The sequence below is a fragment of the Streptomyces sp. 3-6 genome, assembly GCF_056323165.1.
Genome location: NZ_JBWHZP010000006.1, coordinates 79,994 through 100,949, shown reverse-complemented (window position 1 = coordinate 100,949; position 20,956 = coordinate 79,994). Strand labels below are relative to the sequence as shown.

General features: G+C 69.4%; 15 protein-coding genes. 4 read left to right on the top strand and 11 right to left on the bottom strand.

Features of this window, described 5'->3' with window-relative positions; translation table 11 throughout:
* Positions 1-46: 46 nt before the first annotated feature.
* Positions 47-664 (top strand): GNAT family N-acetyltransferase, encoded by a 618-nt coding sequence (locus tag AC02VZ_RS10850; RefSeq protein WP_432058683.1) that lies wholly within the window; start codon positions 47-49, stop codon positions 662-664.
* Positions 665-772: 108 nt separating this feature from the next.
* Here AC02VZ_RS10850 and trxA read toward each other — a convergent pair whose 3' ends face one another.
* The 7 genes from trxA to AC02VZ_RS10815 form a co-directional block, all read right to left on the bottom strand.
* On the bottom strand, positions 773-1,105 hold the full coding sequence (gene trxA / locus AC02VZ_RS10845; protein WP_432058684.1) for a thioredoxin: 333 nt from the start codon (positions 1,103-1,105) through the stop codon (positions 773-775).
* A 36-nt stretch (positions 1,106-1,141) separates the two neighbouring features.
* Positions 1,142-2,113 (bottom strand): thioredoxin-disulfide reductase, encoded by a 972-nt coding sequence (gene trxB / locus AC02VZ_RS10840; protein WP_432058685.1) that lies wholly within the window; start codon positions 2,111-2,113, stop codon positions 1,142-1,144.
* Positions 2,114-2,309: 196 nt separating this feature from the next.
* A complete protein-coding gene (locus AC02VZ_RS10835) occupies positions 2,310-3,254 on the bottom strand; it encodes an anti-sigma factor (RefSeq protein WP_476475240.1) in 945 nt (314 codons plus the stop codon).
* A complete protein-coding gene (gene sigM, locus AC02VZ_RS10830; protein WP_476475239.1) occupies positions 3,251-3,994 on the bottom strand; it encodes an RNA polymerase sigma factor SigM in 744 nt (247 codons plus the stop codon). The genes AC02VZ_RS10835 and sigM overlap by 4 nt, the downstream gene beginning before the upstream one ends.
* A gap of 25 nt (positions 3,995-4,019) precedes the next feature.
* Positions 4,020-5,741, bottom strand: coding sequence for a serine/threonine protein kinase (locus AC02VZ_RS10825; RefSeq protein WP_476475238.1), 1,722 nt, complete (start codon positions 5,739-5,741; stop codon positions 4,020-4,022).
* A gap of 140 nt (positions 5,742-5,881) precedes the next feature.
* Entirely contained in the window at positions 5,882-8,200 is a 2,319-nt protein-coding gene (murJ, locus tag AC02VZ_RS10820) for a murein biosynthesis integral membrane protein MurJ (RefSeq protein WP_476475237.1), read from the bottom strand.
* 44 nt (positions 8,201-8,244) lie between these two features.
* Complete coding sequence (locus AC02VZ_RS10815; protein ID WP_476475236.1) at positions 8,245-10,629, bottom strand: DUF6049 family protein; 2,385 nt, start codon at positions 10,627-10,629, stop codon at positions 8,245-8,247.
* A gap of 256 nt (positions 10,630-10,885) precedes the next feature.
* Here AC02VZ_RS10815 and AC02VZ_RS10810 point away from each other — a divergent pair, with 256 nt between their 5' ends.
* On the top strand, positions 10,886-12,328 hold the full coding sequence (locus AC02VZ_RS10810) for a CCA tRNA nucleotidyltransferase (protein WP_432058691.1): 1,443 nt from the start codon (positions 10,886-10,888) through the stop codon (positions 12,326-12,328).
* Positions 12,329-12,443: 115 nt separating this feature from the next.
* Here the strand turns inward: AC02VZ_RS10810 and AC02VZ_RS10805 are convergent, their stop codons facing one another.
* The 4 genes from AC02VZ_RS10805 to AC02VZ_RS10790 form a co-directional block, all read right to left on the bottom strand.
* On the bottom strand, positions 12,444-12,941 hold the full coding sequence (locus tag AC02VZ_RS10805; RefSeq protein WP_432056504.1) for an LppU/SCO3897 family protein: 498 nt from the start codon (positions 12,939-12,941) through the stop codon (positions 12,444-12,446).
* Positions 12,942-13,072: 131 nt separating this feature from the next.
* Positions 13,073-14,335 (bottom strand): MFS transporter, encoded by a 1,263-nt coding sequence (locus AC02VZ_RS10800; protein WP_432056505.1) that lies wholly within the window; start codon positions 14,333-14,335, stop codon positions 13,073-13,075.
* A 78-nt stretch (positions 14,336-14,413) separates the two neighbouring features.
* The gene (locus AC02VZ_RS10795; RefSeq protein ID WP_432056506.1) at positions 14,414-15,496 is read right to left on the bottom strand and encodes an inositol-3-phosphate synthase; all 1,083 of its coding nucleotides are present in this window, start codon (positions 15,494-15,496) and stop codon (positions 14,414-14,416) included.
* Between the two features lie 44 nt (positions 15,497-15,540).
* Positions 15,541-16,224 (bottom strand): PadR family transcriptional regulator, encoded by a 684-nt coding sequence (locus AC02VZ_RS10790; RefSeq protein WP_362093979.1) that lies wholly within the window; start codon positions 16,222-16,224, stop codon positions 15,541-15,543.
* Positions 16,225-16,617: 393 nt separating this feature from the next.
* Here AC02VZ_RS10790 and AC02VZ_RS10785 point away from each other — a divergent pair, with 393 nt between their 5' ends.
* Together AC02VZ_RS10785 and AC02VZ_RS10780 are read left to right on the top strand one after the other, a co-directional pair.
* The gene (locus AC02VZ_RS10785; protein ID WP_432056507.1) at positions 16,618-19,305 is read left to right on the top strand and encodes a transglycosylase domain-containing protein; all 2,688 of its coding nucleotides are present in this window, start codon (positions 16,618-16,620) and stop codon (positions 19,303-19,305) included.
* Positions 19,306-19,403: 98 nt separating this feature from the next.
* A complete protein-coding gene (locus AC02VZ_RS10780) occupies positions 19,404-20,912 on the top strand; it encodes a glycosyltransferase family 87 protein (RefSeq protein WP_476475235.1) in 1,509 nt (502 codons plus the stop codon).
* Positions 20,913-20,956 lie beyond the last annotated feature (44 nt).

The following is a 20,956-nucleotide window of genomic DNA, read 5'->3' as shown; positions in this document are numbered from 1 at the left end:
CAGCCGCCTGTGAGGCAGCAGGCGAGAAAAGCGAGGAACAGCCTTCATGGGGCGTCGGGTCGCACCGCTCACGCTGGACAACCTTCAGGACCTCCCCCAGCGCTGTCGCTCATGTGTCTTCTGGGAACTCGACCCCGTCAGCGGTGAGGCAGCCGTAAAAGCGGGTAAGTCCGCGCTCGAGAAGGAGGCGTGGATCTCGGCCGTGCTCCTGGAGTGGGGCTCCTGCGGAAGAGTCGTCTACGTGGACGACGTCCCCGTGGGGTTCGTGCTCTATGCCCCGCCCGCGTATGTTCCCCGTTCCACCGCGTTCCCCACGAGCCCTGTGTCACCGGACGCGGTTCAGCTGATGACGGCGATCATCGTGCCGGGATACCAGGGGCAGGGGTTGGGACGGGTGATGGTGCAGACCGTGGCCAAGGATCTGCTGCGCCGGGGTTTCAAGGCGATCGAGGCGTTCGGTGACGCCCGCTGGAAGGAGCCGGCCTGTGTCCTGCCGGCCGACCATCTGCTGGCGGTGGGTTTCAAGACGGTGCGGCAGCACCCACGCCATCCGCGGCTGAGGCTCGAACTGAGGACGGCGCTCTCCTGGAAGGAAGATGTGGAGATGGCGCTCGACCGTCTGCTGGGTGCGGTGCAGAAGGAACCCGTCCTTCGGCCGCTCTGAGCCGGCAACGGCTCCCTTCCTGAGCGACGCGTGCGAGAGGGCCGACCCGAAACGGGCCGACCCTCTTGTGTTTCACGTGAAACATGCCGCCGCGAGGGCGGATCGGCGTCACTCGGAGATGAAGTCCTCCAGGTCGCGGACGATCGCGGCCTTCGGCTTGGCGCCGACGATGGTCTTGGCGACCTCGCCCCGCTGGTAGACGTTCAGGGTCGGGATGGACATCACGCCGTACTTGGCGGCCGTACCCGGGTTCTCGTCGATGTTCAGCTTGACGACCTCGATCTTGTCCCCGTACTCGGCGGCGATCGCCTCGAGGGACGGAGCGATCTGGCGGCAGGGGCCGCACCAGGCAGCCCAGAAGTCCACCAGGACGGGCTTGTCGCTCTTGAGGACGTCCTGCTCGAAGGAAGCGTCGGTCACGTTCTTCAGGGTGCCTGCCACGGCGGGCTCCTTAACTGGTTGATGCGTGGTGGGTGATCAGACGGCGGCGGTCTTCTCGGGTTCGGCCTTCTCGCCGTCCGCGAGGGCGGCGAGGTAACGCTCGGCGTCGAGGGCGGCGGCACAGCCCGTACCGGCCGCCGTGATCGCCTGGCGGTAGGTGTGGTCGACCACGTCACCGGCACCGAAGACGCCGCGAAGACTCGTGTGAGTGGAAGGCGCCTCGACCTTGAGGTAGCCCTCCTCGTCGAGCTCCAGTTGGCCCTTGAACAGCTCGGTGCGCGGGTCGTGGCCGATGGCGATGAACAGGCCGGTCACCGCCAGGTCCGACAGCTCGCCCGTCTTGACGTTGCGCAGCTTCAGCCCGGAGAGCTTCTGGTCGCCCTGCACCTCGGCGACCTCGCTGTCCCAGACGAACGAGATCTTCGGGTCGGCGAAGGCCCGCTCCTGCATCGCCTTGGAGGCGCGCAGGGTGTCCCTGCGGTGGACGACCGTCACGGACTTGGCGAAGCGCGAGAGGAAGGTGGCCTCCTCCATCGCGGTGTCGCCACCACCGATCACGGCGATGTCCTGGTCCTTGAAGAAGAAGCCGTCACAGGTGGCACACCAGGAGACACCGCGGCCGGAGAGGGCGTCCTCGTTCGGCAGCCCCAGCTTCCGGTGCTGGGAGCCGGTCGTGACGATGACGGCCTTGGCCCGGTGCACCGTGCCCGCCGTGTCGGTGACGGTCTTGATCTCACCGGACAGGTCGACGGCGACCACGTCGTCCGGGATGAGCTCGGCGCCGAAACGCTCGGCCTGGGCCCGCATGTTGTCCATGAGCTCGGGGCCCAGGATGCCGTCCTGGAAACCGGGGAAGTTCTCGACATCGGTGGTGTTCATCAGGGCACCACCGGCGGTGACGGCACCCTCGAACACGAGGGGCTTCAGCGACGCACGGGCGGTGTAGAGCGCTGCCGTGTAGCCGGCGGGCCCCGAGCCGATGATGATCACGTTACGGACGTCGCTCACGGCGTGTTTCCTCGTCTCTGTCTGCTTCGGTCGACCGGTGGTGGGAGCTTCTCGCGGGACTCTCACCCCGTCCAACGGATCCTACGGGGCGGGCATTCCCGCCGTGTCAGGGCACACGGAAGCGCCGCCGGGGGCGAGCCCCGGGAAGTGAACACAAGCGTCAGGGGCCTGGGTGGCCACCAGGCGCAGTCGGCGCTCAACGCCGGGTGTAGGACTCCTTGAGCAGCAGCTGGGCCGGGCCGGCCGATGGCCGGTCCACGCAGGTCGCTTCCATGATGTAGGCCGTGACCCGGCGCTCGTCGGCGGACTCGGGAAGTACCACGAGCAGCGCCTCCTTGCCCTGAAAGACGCCGGTCTCGGTCGCGAGGGCCTGGTCGTCCGTCCCGAGGCCCTCACGGACGCACTCCGGGACGGCGGGCTGCCTGAGGGTCCGAGGGCTCGTCCCGTTCGCTTCCGACTCGAGCCCGAAGGTGTTCGGTGAGCGGGACCCGGCGTCGGAGGGAGCACTCCGGCCCAGGAGCTCCGTCACCTGCTGCTCCAGCTCCCCCGCGGCGAAGGTGTCGGCAGCGGTCACCCGCTGGTCCCCTTCAGCGCTTCCGGTGTCATCGAGTGAGGACAGGAGGACCGAGCCGAGGCCCAGAGCGGCGACGGTGAACGCGGTGCCCAGTACGGCGATCCGGCGCCGTCCTCGGCGTGCGCTGCCGGGGCGACGGCTGCCGCGACCCGGTCCGGTCGTCGAGAGCCGGGCCTTTCCGGCAGGCCGGTCGGACGGTGCGGCTGATGTTTCACGTGAAACATCAGCGTCGGACACATCAGCGCCGTGGCTGTCGGGCGACGGGATCGCCCCACCGGCCTCTCCACCGGGCGTCCGGCGTCCCGTGCCCGTGGCACTGAGCCGGGCTTCGGCAGCAAGCGCCGCATCGATGCGCTCGGCGACGTCATCGGGCATGCGAGCGGGCTCGGGCAGCGCACCGAGCAGGCCCCGGACCTCTTCGAGGGAGGCGTGCACATCAGCGCAGAGTTCGCACTCGCCCACGTGGCGCCGCACGGTGGTGGTGCGGTCCGGCGGAAGCAGGCCCTCGGTGAGGTCGGCAATCTCCGCGACGTCCGGGTGCTCCATCCTGTCCGCTTTCGACGTCACGCTCGCCCACCTCCGCCCTTCACCGCAGCCGGATCATTCGGTCCGCTCTCCGGCGGAACCGCTTGCCGCGGCTCCGCCGAGGATGGGACGGACGGACCTCGCGTCCGGTTCCCTCCGCGGGTCCTGCTCTCGCCTTCACCGGTCGTGTCGCCTTCACCGGTCGTGTCGGAGCGGAGGTGGGTGAGCAGCGGTAGCAGCCTGGCCCGGCCCCTGGCGCAGCGGCTCTTCACGGTGCCGGCGGGGACATCCAGGATGCGAGCGGCTTCGGCGACCGGATACCCCTGCATGTCCACGAGGACGAGAGCCGCCCGCTGATCGGGCGGGAGAGTGGCCATCGCCTCGATGAGCTGACGGTGCAGGTCGTTGCGTTCCGCGGGGGCCGAGGCGGACTCGTGCGGCTCCAGCAGCTGCTCCAGCCGCTCGGTGTCCTCGACGGGTGAGGTCTTGCGCGAGGCGGCCTTGCGGACGCGGTCGAGGCAGGCGTTGACCGTGATCCGGTGCAGCCAGGTGGTGACCGCCGACTGGCCCCGGAAGGAGTGTGCGGCCCGGTAGGCGGAGACGAGGGCGTCCTGGACGGCATCGGCGGCTTCCTCACGGTCGCCCAGGGTCCGCAGCGCCACGGCCCACAACCGGTCGCGGTGCCGGCGCACCAGCTCACCGAAGGCATCGGGGTCGCCCTTCACGTGGCGGGAGAGCAGGTCCTGGTCGCTCGCTTCGCGGTACGCGGTGCCGTCCGCCATCGGACCCCTCCCCCTCGGTGAGACGTCAGCCGGTGAACTTGAGATCGGTGATGGCCTGCTTGTAACCGGGCTCACTGTAGGCGTCTCCGGGCGCCGACGGCAGGGCGGTCAGCCAGACCAGCACGTAGCGGGTCTTGACCGGCTTGTCGACCTTCACCGTGGCCTCACCGCCGCTCGTCGTCTCGGTCCCCAGCTTCGTCATCGAGCTGATCGGGGTGGACGAGCCCGGGGAGTCCGTCGCGTAGAGGGTGATCGTGGTGTGAGCGCCCTGGTGCAGCAGGCCGATCGAGGACGACGTCACCGACTGCTCGGATCCGAGGTCGTACACGATCCCGACGCCGGGCTTGTAGGCCGGGTTCATGTCCGGCCCCTCCCGGTAGGTCTTGGTGCGCCAGTAGGTCGACCTGTCGCCGTCATAGGTGTTGCCGACGTCTCCGGGTGCCTGGGCCGCGCCCTTGGCCACGTACTCCTGGGCCCCCTGGATGGCGAGCGGCTTGACGGGCCGGGGCTGACGGCCGCCCTTCTCGTCGCCGTCGGTCGTCTGGGTTTTGTTCGGGTCGTCGGACGCGCTGCCCTGGTCCATCAGGGCGTCCGCCAGCTGCCAGCTGCCCAGCCCGAGTGCGGCGATCAGCAGGGCCGACACGGCCCACTTCAGGGCCTTGCCGGTGCGGCTCTGCAGCGGGGGCGGAGGGGTGGGTACGGGCTGCGTGGCGTGCGGGTGCGGAGCGGGACGACCGTAGGTGCCCTGCTGGTAGGTCGTGCGCTGGTAGCCCGGAGGAGTCGTGAACGCGGGCTCCGGGGGACGGATGCGGGGCATCTCGCCGATCGCCTTCACCAGCTCCTCGGGGGTGGTGCAGGCGGCTTCGTGACGGGAGGCGGTGGCCCCGTCGTTGGCCAGCGCGCGCATGGCCAGTTCGGACAAGCCGCGATGCACGCCGGCCCGCACCTGGTCGGGCGGGAGCAGACCCACGTCCTTGGGCAGTCCGGTGAGGCCGTAGGCATCGCTCTCGTACGGCCAGCGCTGGGTGATCGAGGCGTAGAGCAGGGCACCGATGGACTCGGTGTCGGTGCGCTGCGGGGTGTCGGAGGAGACGCCGCGCAGCGCCGCGTTCACGGCGAGGCCGCGGATGCGCCACTGACCGGTGGACGTGCGCAGGACGGAGTTGGGGTTCAGACGGAGATGGGACAGGCCCTCGCGGTGGGCGGCGGCCATGGCGGAGGAGACCTGACTGACCATCTGGTAGGCGTCGTACACCTCCAGGGGGCCGGCGGCGAGCAGGGTGGTCAGCTCGGTGGCGTCGGGGAGCCATTCGTGGACGACGTAGACGACGTCGTTCTCCTCGACGGCGTCCAGGACCTGCACGAAGCGAGGGTCACCGAGCAGGGCGGAGGAACGGGCCGCGGCCAGGACGGAGCGGGCTCGCGCATGGTCGGCGGGCAGGATGTGCACGCCGACGGCCCGGCGGAGCTTCTCGTCCACGGCGCGCCAACTGCTGAACCCGTCCAGACGGGTGACGCACTCCTCGAGGCGGTAGCGCCTGGCCAGCTTGTGACCGCTGTGCAGTTCGGGCGGCGAGGTCTTCCCGGAACCGTCGGTCCCGGTGCTCTCCTGTGCCTCGTCGCTGTCCGTGTCCTGCTCCCGGTTCTTGGCCACCCCGTCGGCCGTGGACTGGTCCGCCTGCGCGGTCAGCGACTCCTCGCCGCTGTTGTCTGCCACGTCGACGGCAGCTGTGCTCCGATCCGCCACCGTCGTTCCCTGCCTCCCCATTCATTGCGCGTCGGTCGGCGTCCGTCGCGCGCATCCGACGCCGACACCAATTGTGCCCACAGTCCGCCGCTATGCACGACACACGGCGGACGACGATGGTTGTGCGCCTACCCCCCGCTTCAGCGTCCCAGGCGTCCGCGGACCATTCCGACCAGCGAGTTGAGTTCCTCGATGCGCATCCGGCGGGCCGCGACGAAGAAGACGCCCAGCAGCACGGCCCCGCCGGCCAGGATGGCGGCGAACGAACCAGCGACGCCCTGGCCGATCGCCTGGCTGATGCCATAACAGACGGCACCGCTGAGCAGGGCGGCCGGGACCGAGGCGATGCACAGGCGCGCGTAGGTGCGCAGCACGCGGGCGCCGTCGAGGTCCCCGCCCAGCCGCGGGCGCAGCCGCCGCCAGGCGACTCCCACACCGACCGCGTAGGCGGCGCCGTAGGACGCGGCCATGCCGACCACGGCCCAGCGGGCCGGGAGCACCAGGAAGCACGCCACCGCGGCGGCCGCGTTCACGGCGGCCACGATCACGGTGTTGTAGAAGGGGGTTCGGGTGTCCTCGTAGGCGTAGAAGGCACGCAGGACGACGTACTGCACGGAGTAGGGGATCAGGCCGAGGCCGAAGGCCATCAGCATGTAGCCCATGTTGGTGGCCTCGGCGGTGCCCGAGGACCCGAACATCAGGGTGCACATCGGGATGCCGAGGGCGATGAACCCGAAGGCGATCGGCACGATGGCGACCGCGGTGGTGCGCAGGCCCTGGGAGATGTCGTCACGGACGGCGCCGCCGTCCTCCTCGGCTGCCGAGCGGGAGATCCGGGGCAGCAGGGCGGCCATCAGGGAGACGGTGATGATGGCCTGCGGCAGTCCCCAGATGAGCTGGGCGTTGGCGTAGGCGGCGAAGCCCGTTCCCTCGACCCCGGAGTCCAGACCGGACGCGGTGGACAGCTGCGTGACGACCAGGGCGCCGGCCTGGTTGGCCAGGACGAACAGGATGGTCCACTTGGCGAGCATGGCGGCCTTGCCGAGGCCGTGGCCCTTCCAGTCGAACCGGGGGCGGATGCGGAAACCGGTCTCCCGCAGGTACGGGATCATGGCCAGGGCCTGGACGACGAGGCCGAGCAGGACGCCCAGGCCGAGGAGGCGCTGGCCCTCCGGGGGGATGTTGGAGACGTTCATCCGGGAGTCGGCGGCGGTGCCGTAGACGTAGATGAAGACGCCGAGCGTCACGATGATGACGATGTTGTTGAGGACCGGGGTCCACATCATGGCGCCGAACCGGCCGCGGGCGTTGAGGATCTGACCCATCACCACGTGCACGCCCATGAAGAAGATCGAGGGCAGGAAGTAGCGGGTGAAGGTGACGGCGACCTCGTTGGCCGCCGGGTCCGTCGCGACCGGGTTCGACAGGGCGCGCACCAGCAGGGGCGCGGCGAACCAGGCGAGGGCGGTCAGGGCGGCCAGAGCCACCATCACGAGGGTCAGGAGCCGGTTGGCGTACGCCTCGCCACCGTCCTCGTCGTCCTTCATGGCCCGCACGAGCTGCGGCACGAACACGGAGTTCAGTCCACCGCCGACCGTGAGGATGTAGATCATCGTCGGCAGCTGGTAGGAGACCTGGAACGAGTCACCGAGAAGGCCCAGTCCCAGCGCGGAGACGATCAGCGCCGAGCGGACGAAGCCCGTCAGCCGCGACACCATGGTGCCCGCCGCCATCACGGCGCTGGACTTCAGCAGCCCTCCCGCCTTGCCCGCCTTCTTCGGGGCGGGCTCGGGCGTCTCGGACGACTGGGGTGCCTCGGCGGCCGGCGGAGGGGTGGCGCCGGCGTAGTGACCCGGCGCCGAGACTGCGGCCGGCACTCCGGCGGGCTGCTCGACGCGGTGGCTGCTCTCCGCCGGGTAGGCGGCGTGGTCGTGCCGCGGCTCCTGCGGGTACGCGGCGCCGTACTGCCCCGGGACGGAACCGCTGTGCTGCTGATCGCGGAAGAGATGCGCGAACGCGTCGGATCCCTGGTCCCGTTCCCGGCTCCCGCCCACCAGGTCGTCCACGCCCACGTACTGCGTGGTGCGCGGGTCGTCGCCGTGCGGCAGGAACTGGGTGGGGCCGTCCGGCTCGGGCGCCGGGGTCCGCGCCCACACCCGGGGGTCGGGCGCGTGCGGCGGCTGCGGCGGCTGCCCGTACAGCGGCTGCGGCGGCGGGTAGCTGCCCGGAGGGGGCGGCGGGTGCGCGGCGCGGTCGTAGAGCGCCTCGTCGACGGGGTCCTGCGCGGCGATGTCCCGCGCCCGGTAGGGATCCTGGTCGTAGGCGTCCTGGAGGTAGGTGTCCGCGGATGCCTGCGGCGCCTGGTCGTGCCCGGGCGGCGGACCTTCGAAGCGGTCCGGCTCGGGATGGCCCGAGCTGCCCGCGGCACCGCCGCGGTCACCGTCGTACGGCGCGTTCATGGTTACCCCACCTCATCGTCCCGGGCCCACCGGCCACGACATCCTCAACGGTCCACTCTCTCACCCGTGCCGGACGGGTCCTGGCTTTCCGATGCGGTGTCCGGGGCGGGGTCACTCGCCTGCGGGGCGTCTGCCCCCGGGCCGGTGTCCGGCTCCTCCGTGAGACGCACCTCGGGTGCCGTCGGGTTCTGCGGATCGTCCCCGTCCTCATCCGGGCCGTCGCTTCCGCCGCCCTCAGCACCGCGGGCGGCTGCCCGCTTGCGCTGGGTGTACATCCGGAATCCGGCCAGCACGAGGAGCAGCACCCCGCCGCCGATGACCAGCATCACGGTGGCGGTGATCTCGGTGACCTTCACATCGAACACGACGGGCCCGCCGTACGGCCGGCCGTCCTCGGTGTACAGCTGGGCGACCACGGTGGCCCGGCCGTTGGCGTTGGCGGACGTGGTGAACTTCACGGACTGGCTGTGGCCCCCGGAGACCGTGACGGGCTGCTCCTGGTAGGCGTCCCCGCCGATCTCCAGACGCGTCGGATTGGTCGAGCTGAGCCGCAGCACCAGGTTCTCGACGCCCTGCACCAGGTTGTTCTGGACGGTCACGGGGATGGTGGCGCTGCGGCCGGAGAGCTTCGTCTCCGACTTGTCGATCAGTTTCACCTGGTCGATCAGGACGTCCAGGTACGCCTCGACACCGCTCCGGTACGTGGCTGCTTCCGCGACCCGGCCGCGCCACGAGGCGGACATGGCCCGGTTCAGGGCGCGTCCGAACGGGGTCACCACCCTGGAGCGGTCGGAGAGGATCACGTTGAACTTGTCGAGCTTGCCCTGTGTCCGTGCGATCTGTTCGTAGGCGGCGCGCGGCAGCTCCTGCTTGCGCAGCGAGGAGGGGTACGCGCCGGCCGGGGGGACCCGGGTGGAGGCGGCCGGGTCCGGCTTCGCCCGGGCAGCGGTGGTGAGGTCCTGGGCCTGTGTCCAGGTGCCCTCCTGCAGCGCCTTCACGGCCTCGGCCATGGTCTGTGCCTGGCTCGCCGACGGCATGCGCTGCGGGGCGACCACGATGCTGCGGTCCTTGCCGGTCTGGAGGCCGAGCGTCAGGGTCTGTGCCAGGAAGCGCTGGGTGGCGAGGGTCGAGGCGGAAGCCTTGGTCAGATCGCCGCGGAAGGCCGTGGACAGTGTGGCGTCCGCGACGACCGCCGTGGTGCCGCCGCCGATGGGGCGGGCCGCGGACGGGGTGTACGACAGGCCTGCGGACTCCTTGAGGCTGTCGCTGCGGGTGATGATCTTGTCGGCGCCGGCCGACGTCGCGACCTTGATGACGGAAGGGTCGACGGCCCCGTCGACGGGCCAGGCGAAGTCCGTGGTCGGCTTCACGTGCAGGATCGGCTCGACCGTGTTCACGACGACGTCGGTGGCCTCCTTGAGGTGCTTCAGCGAGCCGCCGACCGAGGTGCCGTTGTGGGCGAGCGAGGCGAGGTCCGGATCGCCGAAGGGCAGTGCGACCACTTCGTCTCCGGCCACGGCCTTCTGCACCGCGGCCAGCCACCGCTTGGCGACCGCCTGGTTGCGGCCGGGCACGGTGGTGTCGCCCTCTCCCCGGACCTCGTACCGTTCGGTCATGGCATCGACCGAGGCCAGCAGGTCGGGGTCGACGACCCAGGTGACGTCCAGGTCCTCGCCCAGCGCCACCATGCGGTCGAGGCGGCCGCCGGGCGCGATCTCCTTGGCGAGGTCGTCGTCGCGGAAGACGGGCGTCTGCTGTTCGTCCGACCCGGTCTCCGCGGTCATGTGGGTCGACGAGATGAGCGGCCACAGCACGGTCGTCCGCGTCCTGGGGTCGGTTTCCTCCGGCTGCCAGGGCAGGAATGTCCGCTGCATGCCGAGGATGCGCTGCCAGGGCTGTGCGGACGTCTCGCCGGTGAGCGACACGGCCAGCTGGTAGACGCCGTTCTCTTCGAGGTCGAGCTTGTCGACCGGCACGGAGATGCGGAACGGCTGCGAGACACCGGGCGTGAGCTTGGACAGCTTCGCGGTGTACTTGCCGCCGAGTTCCTGTCCGGCCGGGCTCAGGATGTCCGTGCTGTTCCTGGCGACGGTCTCGATGCCCGAGCGGGTGTTGAGCATCGGGCCGACCCGCAGCCCCACGTGAGCGTCGGTGACGGCCTGACGGCCCTTGTTGGTCACGGTGCCCGTCACGGTGACCGTGTCGCCCTCCCCCGGCACGCTGGGGGTGAGCCCGTCCACGGCGACCGCGACCGACCCGGTGTCCGTGGCGGCCCGTGGGGCCTCCCGGCCCGCGGCATGCGCGGAAGGCAGTGAGGCCCACTGCAGGAGCCCGGTCAGCACGAGCAGGGTGGCGAGGAGGACCCCGGTGCGCCGCCGGTGGCGGGCAGGTGAGGGAGGGGTCCCCTGGAAGTCTGCCGCCTCGGCCACGCGCTCGCCCGTCCCTCGTCGTCAGTGGTCGTCGGAATGTGCGTCCCCGCATGGTAACGATGCGCGCTGAGAGGAGGTGCCGCGGATCGACCTCCAAGATCGCGGGCGTTACCCTGTCGTCCGCTGTGCCGCCGTATGGCCGGAGTGTGTCCCGGCGTCGCCGGAGCGATGCTTGTACGGGTTCGGTGCGAGGTGTCCGGGACCGCACGCCGATGGGGGCGCCCCCGGCAGCCCTGGCCACGTACTCTTTTCTGTTGTGCCGAACGCCAATGAAGAAACCAGTGTCCTGAGTCAGGTGCCGCGTCCCGGGTCGCCCGATCCGTTGCAGGTCGCCCCTGTCGCCGACGACCTCGCCCGCCGTTTCCAGGAGGCCGGATTCTCCCTGGCCCTGGTCGGCGGATCGGTCCGGGACGCCTTGCTGGGACGGCTCGGCAACGACCTGGACTTCACGACCGACGCCCGTCCCGAGGACGTGCTGAGGATCGTCCGGCCCTGGGCGGACGCGGTCTGGGAGGTGGGGATCGCGTTCGGCACGGTCGGCGCGCAGAAGGACGGCTACCAGATCGAGGTCACCACATACCGTTCCGAGGCGTACGACCGGACCTCGCGCAAGCCGGAGGTGTCCTACGGCGACTCCATCGAGGACGATCTCGTCCGCCGCGACTTCACGGTCAACGCGATGGCGCTCGCTCTGCCGCAGCGGACCTTCATCGACCCGCACGACGGACGTGGGGATCTCGCCCAGCGGCTGCTGAGGACGCCAGGCACCCCGGAGCAGAGCTTCTCGGACGATCCGCTGCGGATGATGCGGGCCGCCCGGTTCGCCGCCCAGCTCGACTTCGACGTGGCCCCCGAGGTGGTCGGGGCCATGACGGAGATGGCCGACCGCATCACGATCGTGTCCGCCGAGCGGGTGCGGGACGAGCTGAACAAGCTGATCCTCTCCCCCCATCCCCGTAAGGGACTGACCCTGCTCGTCGACACGGGGCTGGCCGGTCACGTCCTCCCCGAGCTGCCGGCTCTGCGGCTGGAGAGCGATGAGCACCACCGGCACAAGGACGTCTACGAGCACACGCTGATCGTGCTGGAGCAGGCGATGGCGCTGGAGGACGACGGCCCCGACCTGACACTCCGCCTGGCGGCTCTCCTGCACGACATCGGCAAGCCCCGCACGCGCCGTTTCGAGAAGGACGGCAGGGTCTCGTTCCATCACCACGAGGTGGTCGGGGCGAAGATGACCAAGAAGCGCATGACGGCACTCAAGTACTCCAACGAGCTCGTCAAGGACGTGTCGCGACTGGTGGAGCTCCACCTGCGCTTCCACGGCTACGGCACGGGAGAGTGGACCGACTCCGCCGTCCGTCGCTACGTCCGCGACGCCGGGCCGCTGCTGGACCGACTGCACAAGCTGACGCGCTCCGACTGCACCACGCGCAACCGCCGCAAGGCCGCCGCGCTGTCGCGCGCCTACGACGGTCTGGAGGAGCGGATCGCCCAGTTGCAGGAGCAGGAGGAGCTGGACGCGATCCGGCCGGATCTCGACGGGAACCAGATCATGCAGATCCTGGACCTCAAGCCGGGGCCGGCGGTGGGGCAGGCGTACAAGCACCTGCTGGAGCTGCGTCTGGAGCACGGGCCCATGGGGCACGAGGCCGCCGTCGCGGCTCTCAAGGAATGGTGGGCCGCTCAGCAGGGCTGAACGCGGAAGGTGGTCGTGTTTCACGTGAAACACGACCACCTTCAGGTAGGTCTCGCGTCCGTGGGTGGTGATGTTTCACGTGAAACATCACCACCCACGGAGAGCGTTGGCTGTCCTACTTGATGTCCTTGAGGCAGAGGACCACCTCGTGGCCGCCGCCGGTCTGGTAGTAGGCGATGGGCGCGTCAGGAACCGTCTTGCACTTGTCGCTGTCGCTGGTGCCGTCGAACTTCTCGACGACCTTGTACTCGGCGTCACCGGAGGAGCAGTCGACGGACTTGAGGTCCGGCTTGAACTGGGTGCCCTCGTTCTGCATGCAACTGCCCACCGAGGTCGTCTCGGCGTCGGACTTGTTCCACTGCCACTTGACCACGCCGATGACGATGGCGATGGCTATGACCGCGACAACGCGCAGCAGCTTCTTGTTGAACCGGCCGCCCGAGGGCGGCGGCGGAACGGGTGCTCCAGGCGGCGGGAACCCGGGCTGACCGCCCTGAGGGAACCCCGGCTGACCGGCCGGCTGCGGGAATCCGCCCTGGGGCGGCTGCGGAGCCTGGCCCTGCGGCGGCTGGCCCTGGGCGAACGGGTTGCCCTGGGGCGGCGGAGTGGTCACTTGGGGGTCCCCCTCGAACTCGAAAAAGCCTCGCGTGGCGTGAACTGCACGCGAGTCAAGACGCCCGTAAGCTACCTGGCCGCACTGACATCCCAAGAGTTCTGTGGGGCTCTGTGGCACTGATGTGACACTTACTGACGGTCAAAACGGGCGATAGACGCAGCAACTGTGCCGTAGATAACGGCGATCGTTACCACCAGCGGGACCGACCTGCCGTCCGGTGGGAGCATCAGGGCGGCCACGCCGGCGGCGCCGACGAACGCCACATTGAACAGCACGTCGTAGACCGAGAAGATCCGGCCACGGAACGCGTCCTCGACCGTCGACTGCACGATGGTGTCCGTGGCGATCTTCGCTCCCTGAGTGCTCAGTCCCAGGACGAACGCTCCCGCCAGCAGGGGGCCCGTGGCGAAGGGAAGGCCGAGGGCGGGCACCAGGACCGCGGCCACCGCGGAGCACACCAGGATCCATCGCCCCGGCCCGAGGCGCCCCGCGGCCCAGGGAGTCAGCACCGCCGCCGCGAAGAATCCGGCGCCGGAGACCCCCAGAGCCGTCCCGAGCAGCGCGAGCCCTTCCTCCGTGGACGAGGTCAGGGCGTACCGGCAGAGCATCAGCACCATGACGAGCATGGCGCCGTAGCAGAACCGCATCAGAGCCATCGCCGTCAGAGCCCGGGCCGCCTCCCTGCGCTCCGGGGCGGCGAGGTGGCGGACGCCCGCCACCAGGTCGCGGGCGCACTCCCGGAGGGCGGTGGCCAGACGCGAGGGAGCGGCGGCGCGATCCGGGCCCAGCAGGTCCTTGGCGATCCGCAGGGAGGCCAGAGCGGCACAGAGGTAGAGCGCGGCACCCACCAGGACCACCGCGGCGTCCGAGTCGGCGACGAACAGGCGGACCAGGAAGGCGAGCCCACCGCCGGCGGTCGCGGCCAGGGTCCCCGCCGTCGGGGAGAGGGAGTTGGCGACGACCAGCCGCTCGGCGTCGACCACCCGCGGCAGAGCCGCCGACAGCCCGGCCAGGACGAACCGGTTCACGGCCGTGACGCACAGCGCGGCGGCGAAGAGGAAGCCGTCCGGGACCCGGCCGAAGATGAGGAGAGCGGTCGCGCAGGCCATCAGCGCGCGCAGGAGGTTGCCGTACAGGAAGATCTGCCGTCGGCGCCAGCGGTCCAGGAACGCCCCGGCGAACGGTCCCACCAGGGAGTACGGCAGCAACAGCACCGCCATCGCCGAGGCGATCGCCGCGGCCGACGTCTGCCGCTCCGGCGAGAACACGACATAGGCGGCGAGCGCCACCTGGAAGACGCCGTCGGCGCCCTGGGAGAGGAGCCGGACCGCGAGCAGACGTCGGAAACCCTGGAAACGCAGGAGTACGCGCAGGTCACGGACGACGGCCATGGGGGACAGCCTCACACAGAAAAAAGGTCTCCGGGTCGTGCGACCCGGAGACCTCTCACCTGCCCCGGTCGGGCGTGATCAGCGCTCGACCTCGCCCTGGATGAACTTCTCGACGTTCTCACGGGCCTCGTCGTCGAAGTACTGCACCGGCGGCGACTTCATGAAGTACGAGGACGCGGAGAGGATCGGGCCACCGATGCCCCGGTCCTTGGCGATCTTCGCGGCACGCAGGGCATCGATGATGACACCCGCGGAGTTCGGGGAGTCCCAGACCTCCAGCTTGTACTCGAGGCTCAGCGGGACATCGCCGAAGGCGCGGCCCTCGAGGCGGACGTAGGCCCACTTGCGGTCGTCCAGCCAGGCGACGTAGTCGGACGGGCCGATGTGGACGTTGTCCTCGCCGAGCTCCCGGTCGCGGATCTGCGAGGTGACGGCCTGCGTCTTGGAGATCTTCTTGGACTCGAGGCGGTCCCGCTCGAGCATGTTCTTGAAGTCCATGTTGCCGCCGACGTTCAGCTGCATCGTGCGGTCCAGGATGACGCCCCGGTCCTCGAACAGCTTCGCCATCACGCGGTGCGTGATCGTCGCGCCGACCTGCGACTTGATGTCGTCACCGACGATCGGGACGCCCGCCTCGGTGAACTTGTCCGCCCACTCCTTGGTGCCGGCGATGAAGACCGGGAGCGCGTTGACGAAGGCGACCTTGGCGTCGATGGCGCACTGCGCGTAGAACTTCGCCGCGTCCTCGGAGCCGACCGGCAGGTAGCAGACGAGGACGTCGACCTGCTGGTCCTTGAGGACCTGCACGACGTCGACGGGGTCCTCGGCGGACTCCTCGATCGTCTCGCGGTAGTACTTGCCGAGACCGTCGAGGGTGTGGCCGCGCTGGACCGTCACACCGGTGCGGGGGACGTCGCAGATCTTGATGGTGTTGTTCTCGGATGCGCCGATGGCGTCCGCCAGGTCGAGGCCGACCTTCTTGGCGTCCACGTCGAAGGCGGCGACGAACTCGACGTCGCGGACGTGGTAGTCGCCGAACTGGACGTGCATCAGGCCCGGCACCTTGGACGCCGGGTCGGCGTCCTTGTAGTACTCGACTCCCTGCACCAGCGATGCGGCGCAGTTGCCCACGCCAACGATGGCTACGCGAACCGAACCCATTCCGGTTGCTCCCTGTGTAGTACGAGTGAGGCCCTGACTGGGACTCACGTGGCGGTGTCGTCGGGCGAATCCGGCCGGAGGTCGTCCTCCGGCCGGGGCAGGCCGCCCGTCGCTCCAGATGTGGTGTCCTGCTGAGCGGTCCCCCCGGAGACGGAACCCTTGAGGTCCCGTCCGGCACGCTCGCTCTCGATGAGCTCGTTCAGCCAGCGCACTTCGCGCTCCACGGACTCCATCCCGTGGCGCTGGAGCTCGAGTGTGTAGTCGTCGAGGCGTTCCCTGGTCCGCGCCAGAGAGACGCGCATCTTCTCCAGGCGCTCCTCCAGCCGGCTGCGGCGGCCCTCGAGCACCCGCATGCGCACGTCACGCGACGTCTGCCCGAAGAAGGCGAAGCGCGCGGCGAAGGTCTCGTCCTCGTACGCGTCGGGTCCCGTCTGGGAGAGGAGCTGTTCGAAGTGCTCCTTCCCCTCCGCCGTCAACCGGTAGACGATCTTGGCGCGACGGCCCGTGAGCGGAGCGGCGAGGGCGTCCTCGGTGGTGTGCCCCGGTTCCTCGATCAACCAGCCGTTCGCGACCAGCGTCTTGAGGCACGGGTAGAGCGTCCCGTAGCTGAACGCACGGAACACACCCAGTGATGTATTGAGTCGTTTGCGCAGCTCATAGCCGTGCATGGGTGATTCGCGGAGCAGACCGAGGACAGCGAACTCGAGGATCCCGGAACGCCGGCTCATCGTCGCCTCCTCCCCTCCACGGTCGCCTGGCGCCGGAGCGGGGTCCGGCTCAGCGACACCTTATGCCGAGCTGATGTATCGACTCGATACATCACGACGATAGAACGGCCTCCCGGTCGCGACAAGAGGGGGTGGCGTGAACGGGATCACATCCCCGCTTCGAGGAGAGCAAGTTGCCTGGTTTGAGGTGAACTTCTGTCCTCGGCACGGTTTGGCGATGCGTAGTCTGTGCGCCATGCACACCACCGGGAACCGAGTGACGTCCGTGAGCGTCGTCGTCCCCGGTGCCGTACGGGTGAATGCGCTGCGCGTCACATCCGTACTTCGGGGGGACCGGAAACCAGCCGCCGTTTCCAGGCGCACAGGTGCGCCTGCCCTAGGAGTAGTCGTTCGATGAGCGAGCACCGTCGCAAACCGCCGCAGCCGCAGGGAGGCGGACGTGCCGCGGCCCGACGCGGTCAGTCCGGCTCGTCCTCCGGCCGCCGCGCGGCTCCGCGAGGCGCCACCGGGTCTCCGTCCGATTCCCATGGGTCGGGCGGACGGGGTGAGGAGCGTACGTACGGCAGCCGCGCCGAGGCGCGGCGTGCGGCACAACGAGGTGGAGGCAGCCGGCGCCGGGCCGCCCCGGCCGCCGGGCCCGGCCGGGGCAGGGGACGCGCGGCACCGCCCGCCAAGAAGCGGATCATCGACTATCCCCGGCACGACCAGTACGGCTGGCGCCGGTGGATGCCGTCGTGGCGGCTGGTGACCGGTCTGTGCATCGCCTTCTTCGGTGGTCTGGTGGCCGTCGCCGGAGTCGGATACGCCCTGGTCGACGTGCCCAACATCGCGCTGACGGCCAAGGCCCAGAACAACGTCTACTACTGGTCCGACGGCTCGCAGATGGTTGCCACGGGTGGTGAACGCAACCGCCAGATCGTCAATCTCACGCAGATCCCCAAGGCGATGCAGAACGCGGTCATCGCCCAGGAGAACAAGACGTTCCGCGACGACAGCGGCATCGACCCGAAGGGCATCGCCCGCGCCGTGTTCAACATGGCGCGCGGTGGCGAGACGCAGGGCGGGTCCACCATCACCCAGCAGTACGTCAAGAACGCGATGCTGGACGACCAGTCGCAGACGCTCTCCCGCAAGTTCAAGGAGATCTTCGTCGCCGTCAAGGTGGGCACCACCGAGGACAAGGACACCATCCTCGAGGGTTACCTGAACTCCGCCTACTACGGGCGGGGCGCGTACGGCATCCAGGCGGCCGCCCGCGCCTACTTCAACAAGGAAGCCATCGACTTGAACGAGGGCGAATGCGCCCTCCTCGCCGCCGTGCTCAAGGGAGCCACCTACTACGACCCGAACGGCTCCCCGTCCATCGACCCGGTCAACGCCACCGCCGCGGCGAACAAGAAGCGTGCGCTGACCCAGATGCAGGACACGCTGGACAAGATGGTCGAGTACGACCTGCTCGACCCGGAGACCAGGGCCAAGTACCCCAAGCTGCCCAAGGTGCAGAACCCCCGGTCGAACACCGCGCTGAGCGGCCAGATCGGTTACCTCGTGGACCTCGCCAAGGCCTACATCGTCAACAACAGCGACGAGACCGGCATCACCGCCAGCAAGCTGGAGCAGGGCGGTTACTCGATCTACACGACCTTCGACAAGAAGAAGGTCAAGGAGCTCGAGAAGTCGGTCCAGAAGGTCTACAAGGCGAAGATCAGACCGAAGGAACGCCCGGAGACGGACACCCATGTGCAGTTCGGTGGTGCCTCGGTGAACCCGGCCACCGGCGCGATCGAGGCCATCTACGGCGGTGAGGACGCGACCAAGCACTTCACCAACAACGCCGACGCGACCGGGGCCCAGGTCGGCTCCACCTTCAAGCCCTATGTGCTGGCGGCGGCCATGAAGTGGGGCGTGCGCGACCCGGAGCGTGACCCGAGCCAGGCCCAGGACGAGCGCACCATCGTCTCGCCGAAGAGCCTGTACAACGGCAAGAACAAGCTCAAGATCAAGAACTACGACGGGTCGATCTGGCGGAACGAGAAGGGGGAGGAGTGGCTGCAGGTCAACGACGGTGACCAGTCCTACGGCACGCCACCCGACTACAAGGTCGACCTCCGCGAGGCCATGCGCGAGTCCATCAACTCCTCCTTCGTCCAGCTCGGCATGGACGTCGGCCTGGACAAGGTGAAGGAGGCCGCGATCGACACCGGCATCCTGAAGTCCAGCCTGGCCGGAACCGACTACCCGTCGTTCTCCATCGGCACCTCCAGCCCCAGTGCGATCCGCATGGCGGGCTCCTACGCCACCTTCGCGGCCAGCGGCAAGCAGCGTGAGCCGTACTCCGTCAAGAGGGTCACGAGCAAGGACGGCACGGTCTACACCCACAAGACCGAGACCAAGCAGGCGTTCACCGCCCAGGTCGCCGACAACGTCACGGACATCCTGAAGACCGTGGTGGAGGAGGGCACCGGTACCAACGCGCAGCTTCCGGGCCGTCAGGTGGCCGGGAAGACGGGTACGACCGACGGCAACAAGTCCGCCTGGTTCGTCGGGTACACCCCGCAGCTGTCGACCGCGATCAGCATGTTCCGGTACCCGGATGACGAGTCCATCAAGAACCGCCAGTTCCTGGAGATGTTCGGAACCGGTGGCGAGAAGAAGATCCACGGCGCGTCCTTCCCGTCGCAGATCTGGGCGGACTACATGGAGGACGCGCTCAAGGGGAAGGCGCCCCAGCCGTTCCCGACCCCCCAGCCGATCGGCACGGTCGTGAACGACGACCCCGAGCCGAGCCCGACGCCCACGCCCACCGAGACGGAGTCGGAGACGCCTTCCGCGTCGCCCGACCCGACGCCGTCCCAGACCACTCCGACGCCCCCGCAGCCGAGCAACACCTGCCGGCCGTTCGACTTCAACTGTGAGGACGAGGACGACTCGGGTGGCAACGGACCGGGCGGTGCGGACGACGGCGGAACGGACGGAGGAGTGCCCACCTCGCCGACGCCGACACAGTCCGACGGCGTCGGCAACAACAGAGGCAACGGGAACAACGGGGGTCCTGGCTTCTTCGGAGGCCCGGCAGGTTAGTCCGACTCCTGCCCGTTCCGGGCGTTTCACGTGAAACATGGGCCGCCGCACCTCTCCGGTGCGGCGGCCCTCGGCCCTTCACGGCGGCGTACGGCAGGATGTGCGCCATGCCCAGTGGAGAATCGACGCGCGCGAGCGTTCACGAACCCGACGCGGTGGGGCCGACGAGGGAGGACGAGGTCGCTGCTGCCGGCAGTGAGCTGATCGGCGGCCCGCTCGGACGCCGTGTCCGGCCGGGCAGGTCCTGGTGGACCCCGGTCAGGGTGATCGCGTTGGTGGCGATCGGCATGTTCGCCCTCGGCATGGTCCAGAAGGCGCCGTGCTTCAACGGGGCCTGGTTCTTCGGAGCCAGCGCCCAGTACACGCACGCCTGCTACTCCGACATCCCGCACCTCTACCAGGGGCGGGGCTTCGCCGACGGGCTCGTGCCGTACTTCGACCAGTTGCCCGGTGACATGCAGTATCTCGAGTACCCGGTGCTCACCGGTGTGTTCATGCAGGTCGCGGCCTGGCTCACCACGGACGGCGGCAGCATCCAGCACCAGGAACAGTGGTACTGGATGGTCAACGCCGGGATGCTCATGGCCTGCGCCGCGGTCATCGCCGTCTGTGTGACGCGCACCCACGCCCGCCGGCCCTGGGACGGCCTGCTGGTCGCGCTGGCGCCGGCCTTCGCCCTGACCGCGACGATCAACTGGGACCTGCTGGCCGTCGCTCTGACGGCCGCGGCGATGCTCATGTGGTCGCGAGGGCGGGCCCTGGCCTTCGGCGTCCTCCTGGGGCTCGCCACGGCCGCCAAGCTGTACCCGTTCCTGCTCCTCGGCCCTCTGCTGGTGCTGTGCTGGCGTGCGGGTCGCCGGCGGGAGTTCGCAAAGGCCCTCGGCGGGGCCGCCGTGGCCTGGGCGGTGGTGAACGCGCCGGTGATGCTGTTCGCGTTCGACGGCTGGTCGAAGTTCTACACCTTCAGCCAGGAACGGGGCGTCGACTTCGGCTCCTTCTGGCTGATCCTGGCGCAGAACTCGTCCGATCCGCTGAGCACGGACACCGTCAACACACTGGCCACCGTGCTGATGCTGGTGTGCTGCCTGGGCGTGGCGGCGCTCGCCCTCATGGCGCCGCGACGGCCGCGGTTCGCCCAGCTCGCCTTCCTGATCGTCGCGGCCTTCATCCTCACCAACAAGGTCTACTCACCCCAGTACGTCCTGTGGCTGGTGCCGTTGGCCGCACTCGCCCGGCCGAAGTGGCGGGACTTCCTCATCTGGCAGGCGTGCGAGGTGGCGTACTTCCTGGGCATCTGGATGTACCTCGCGTACACCACCAGCGGGGACGCCCACAAGGGACTGCCCGCCGACGGCTACCACTGGGCCATCGCGCTCCACCTGCTCGGCACCCTCTACCTGTGCGTCATGGTCGTGCGCGACATCCTCCAGCCGGAGGGCGACCCGGTCCGCAGGTCGGGTGGGGACGATCCGTCGGGCGGTGTGCTGGACGGAGCCGAGGACGTCGCGGCCTTCGGGCCGGCCGCCCGTCCGGCGCGGCACGTCGTGGCCGTGGAGAGAGTGACGGTGGAGTGGGGCAGGGCCGCGGGAGCCGGGCGTTCACTCTGAGCGAACGGGCACGGCCGGGCCGGCCGAGTCCTCACCGTCTCGGA

Excerpts from the sequence above, each read along its gene's own strand:
- AC02VZ_RS10850 (WP_432058683.1), top strand. The coding sequence starts at position 47 with ATGGGGCGTCGGGTCGCACCGCTCACGCTGGACAACCTTCAGGACCTC.
- sigM (WP_476475239.1), bottom strand. The coding sequence starts at position 3,994 with ATGGCGGACGGCACCGCGTACCGCGAAGCGAGCGACCAGGACCTGCTC.
- murJ (WP_476475237.1), bottom strand. The coding sequence starts at position 8,200 with ATGAACGCGCCGTACGACGGTGACCGCGGCGGTGCCGCGGGCAGCTCG.
- AC02VZ_RS10800 (WP_432056505.1), bottom strand. The coding sequence starts at position 14,335 with ATGGCCGTCGTCCGTGACCTGCGCGTACTCCTGCGTTTCCAGGGTTTC.
- AC02VZ_RS10795 (WP_432056506.1), bottom strand. The coding sequence starts at position 15,496 with ATGGGTTCGGTTCGCGTAGCCATCGTTGGCGTGGGCAACTGCGCCGCA.
- AC02VZ_RS10790 (WP_362093979.1), bottom strand. The coding sequence starts at position 16,224 with ATGAGCCGGCGTTCCGGGATCCTCGAGTTCGCTGTCCTCGGTCTGCTC.
- AC02VZ_RS10785 (WP_432056507.1), top strand. The coding sequence starts at position 16,618 with ATGAGCGAGCACCGTCGCAAACCGCCGCAGCCGCAGGGAGGCGGACGT.
- AC02VZ_RS10780 (WP_476475235.1), top strand. The coding sequence starts at position 19,404 with ATGTGCGCCATGCCCAGTGGAGAATCGACGCGCGCGAGCGTTCACGAA.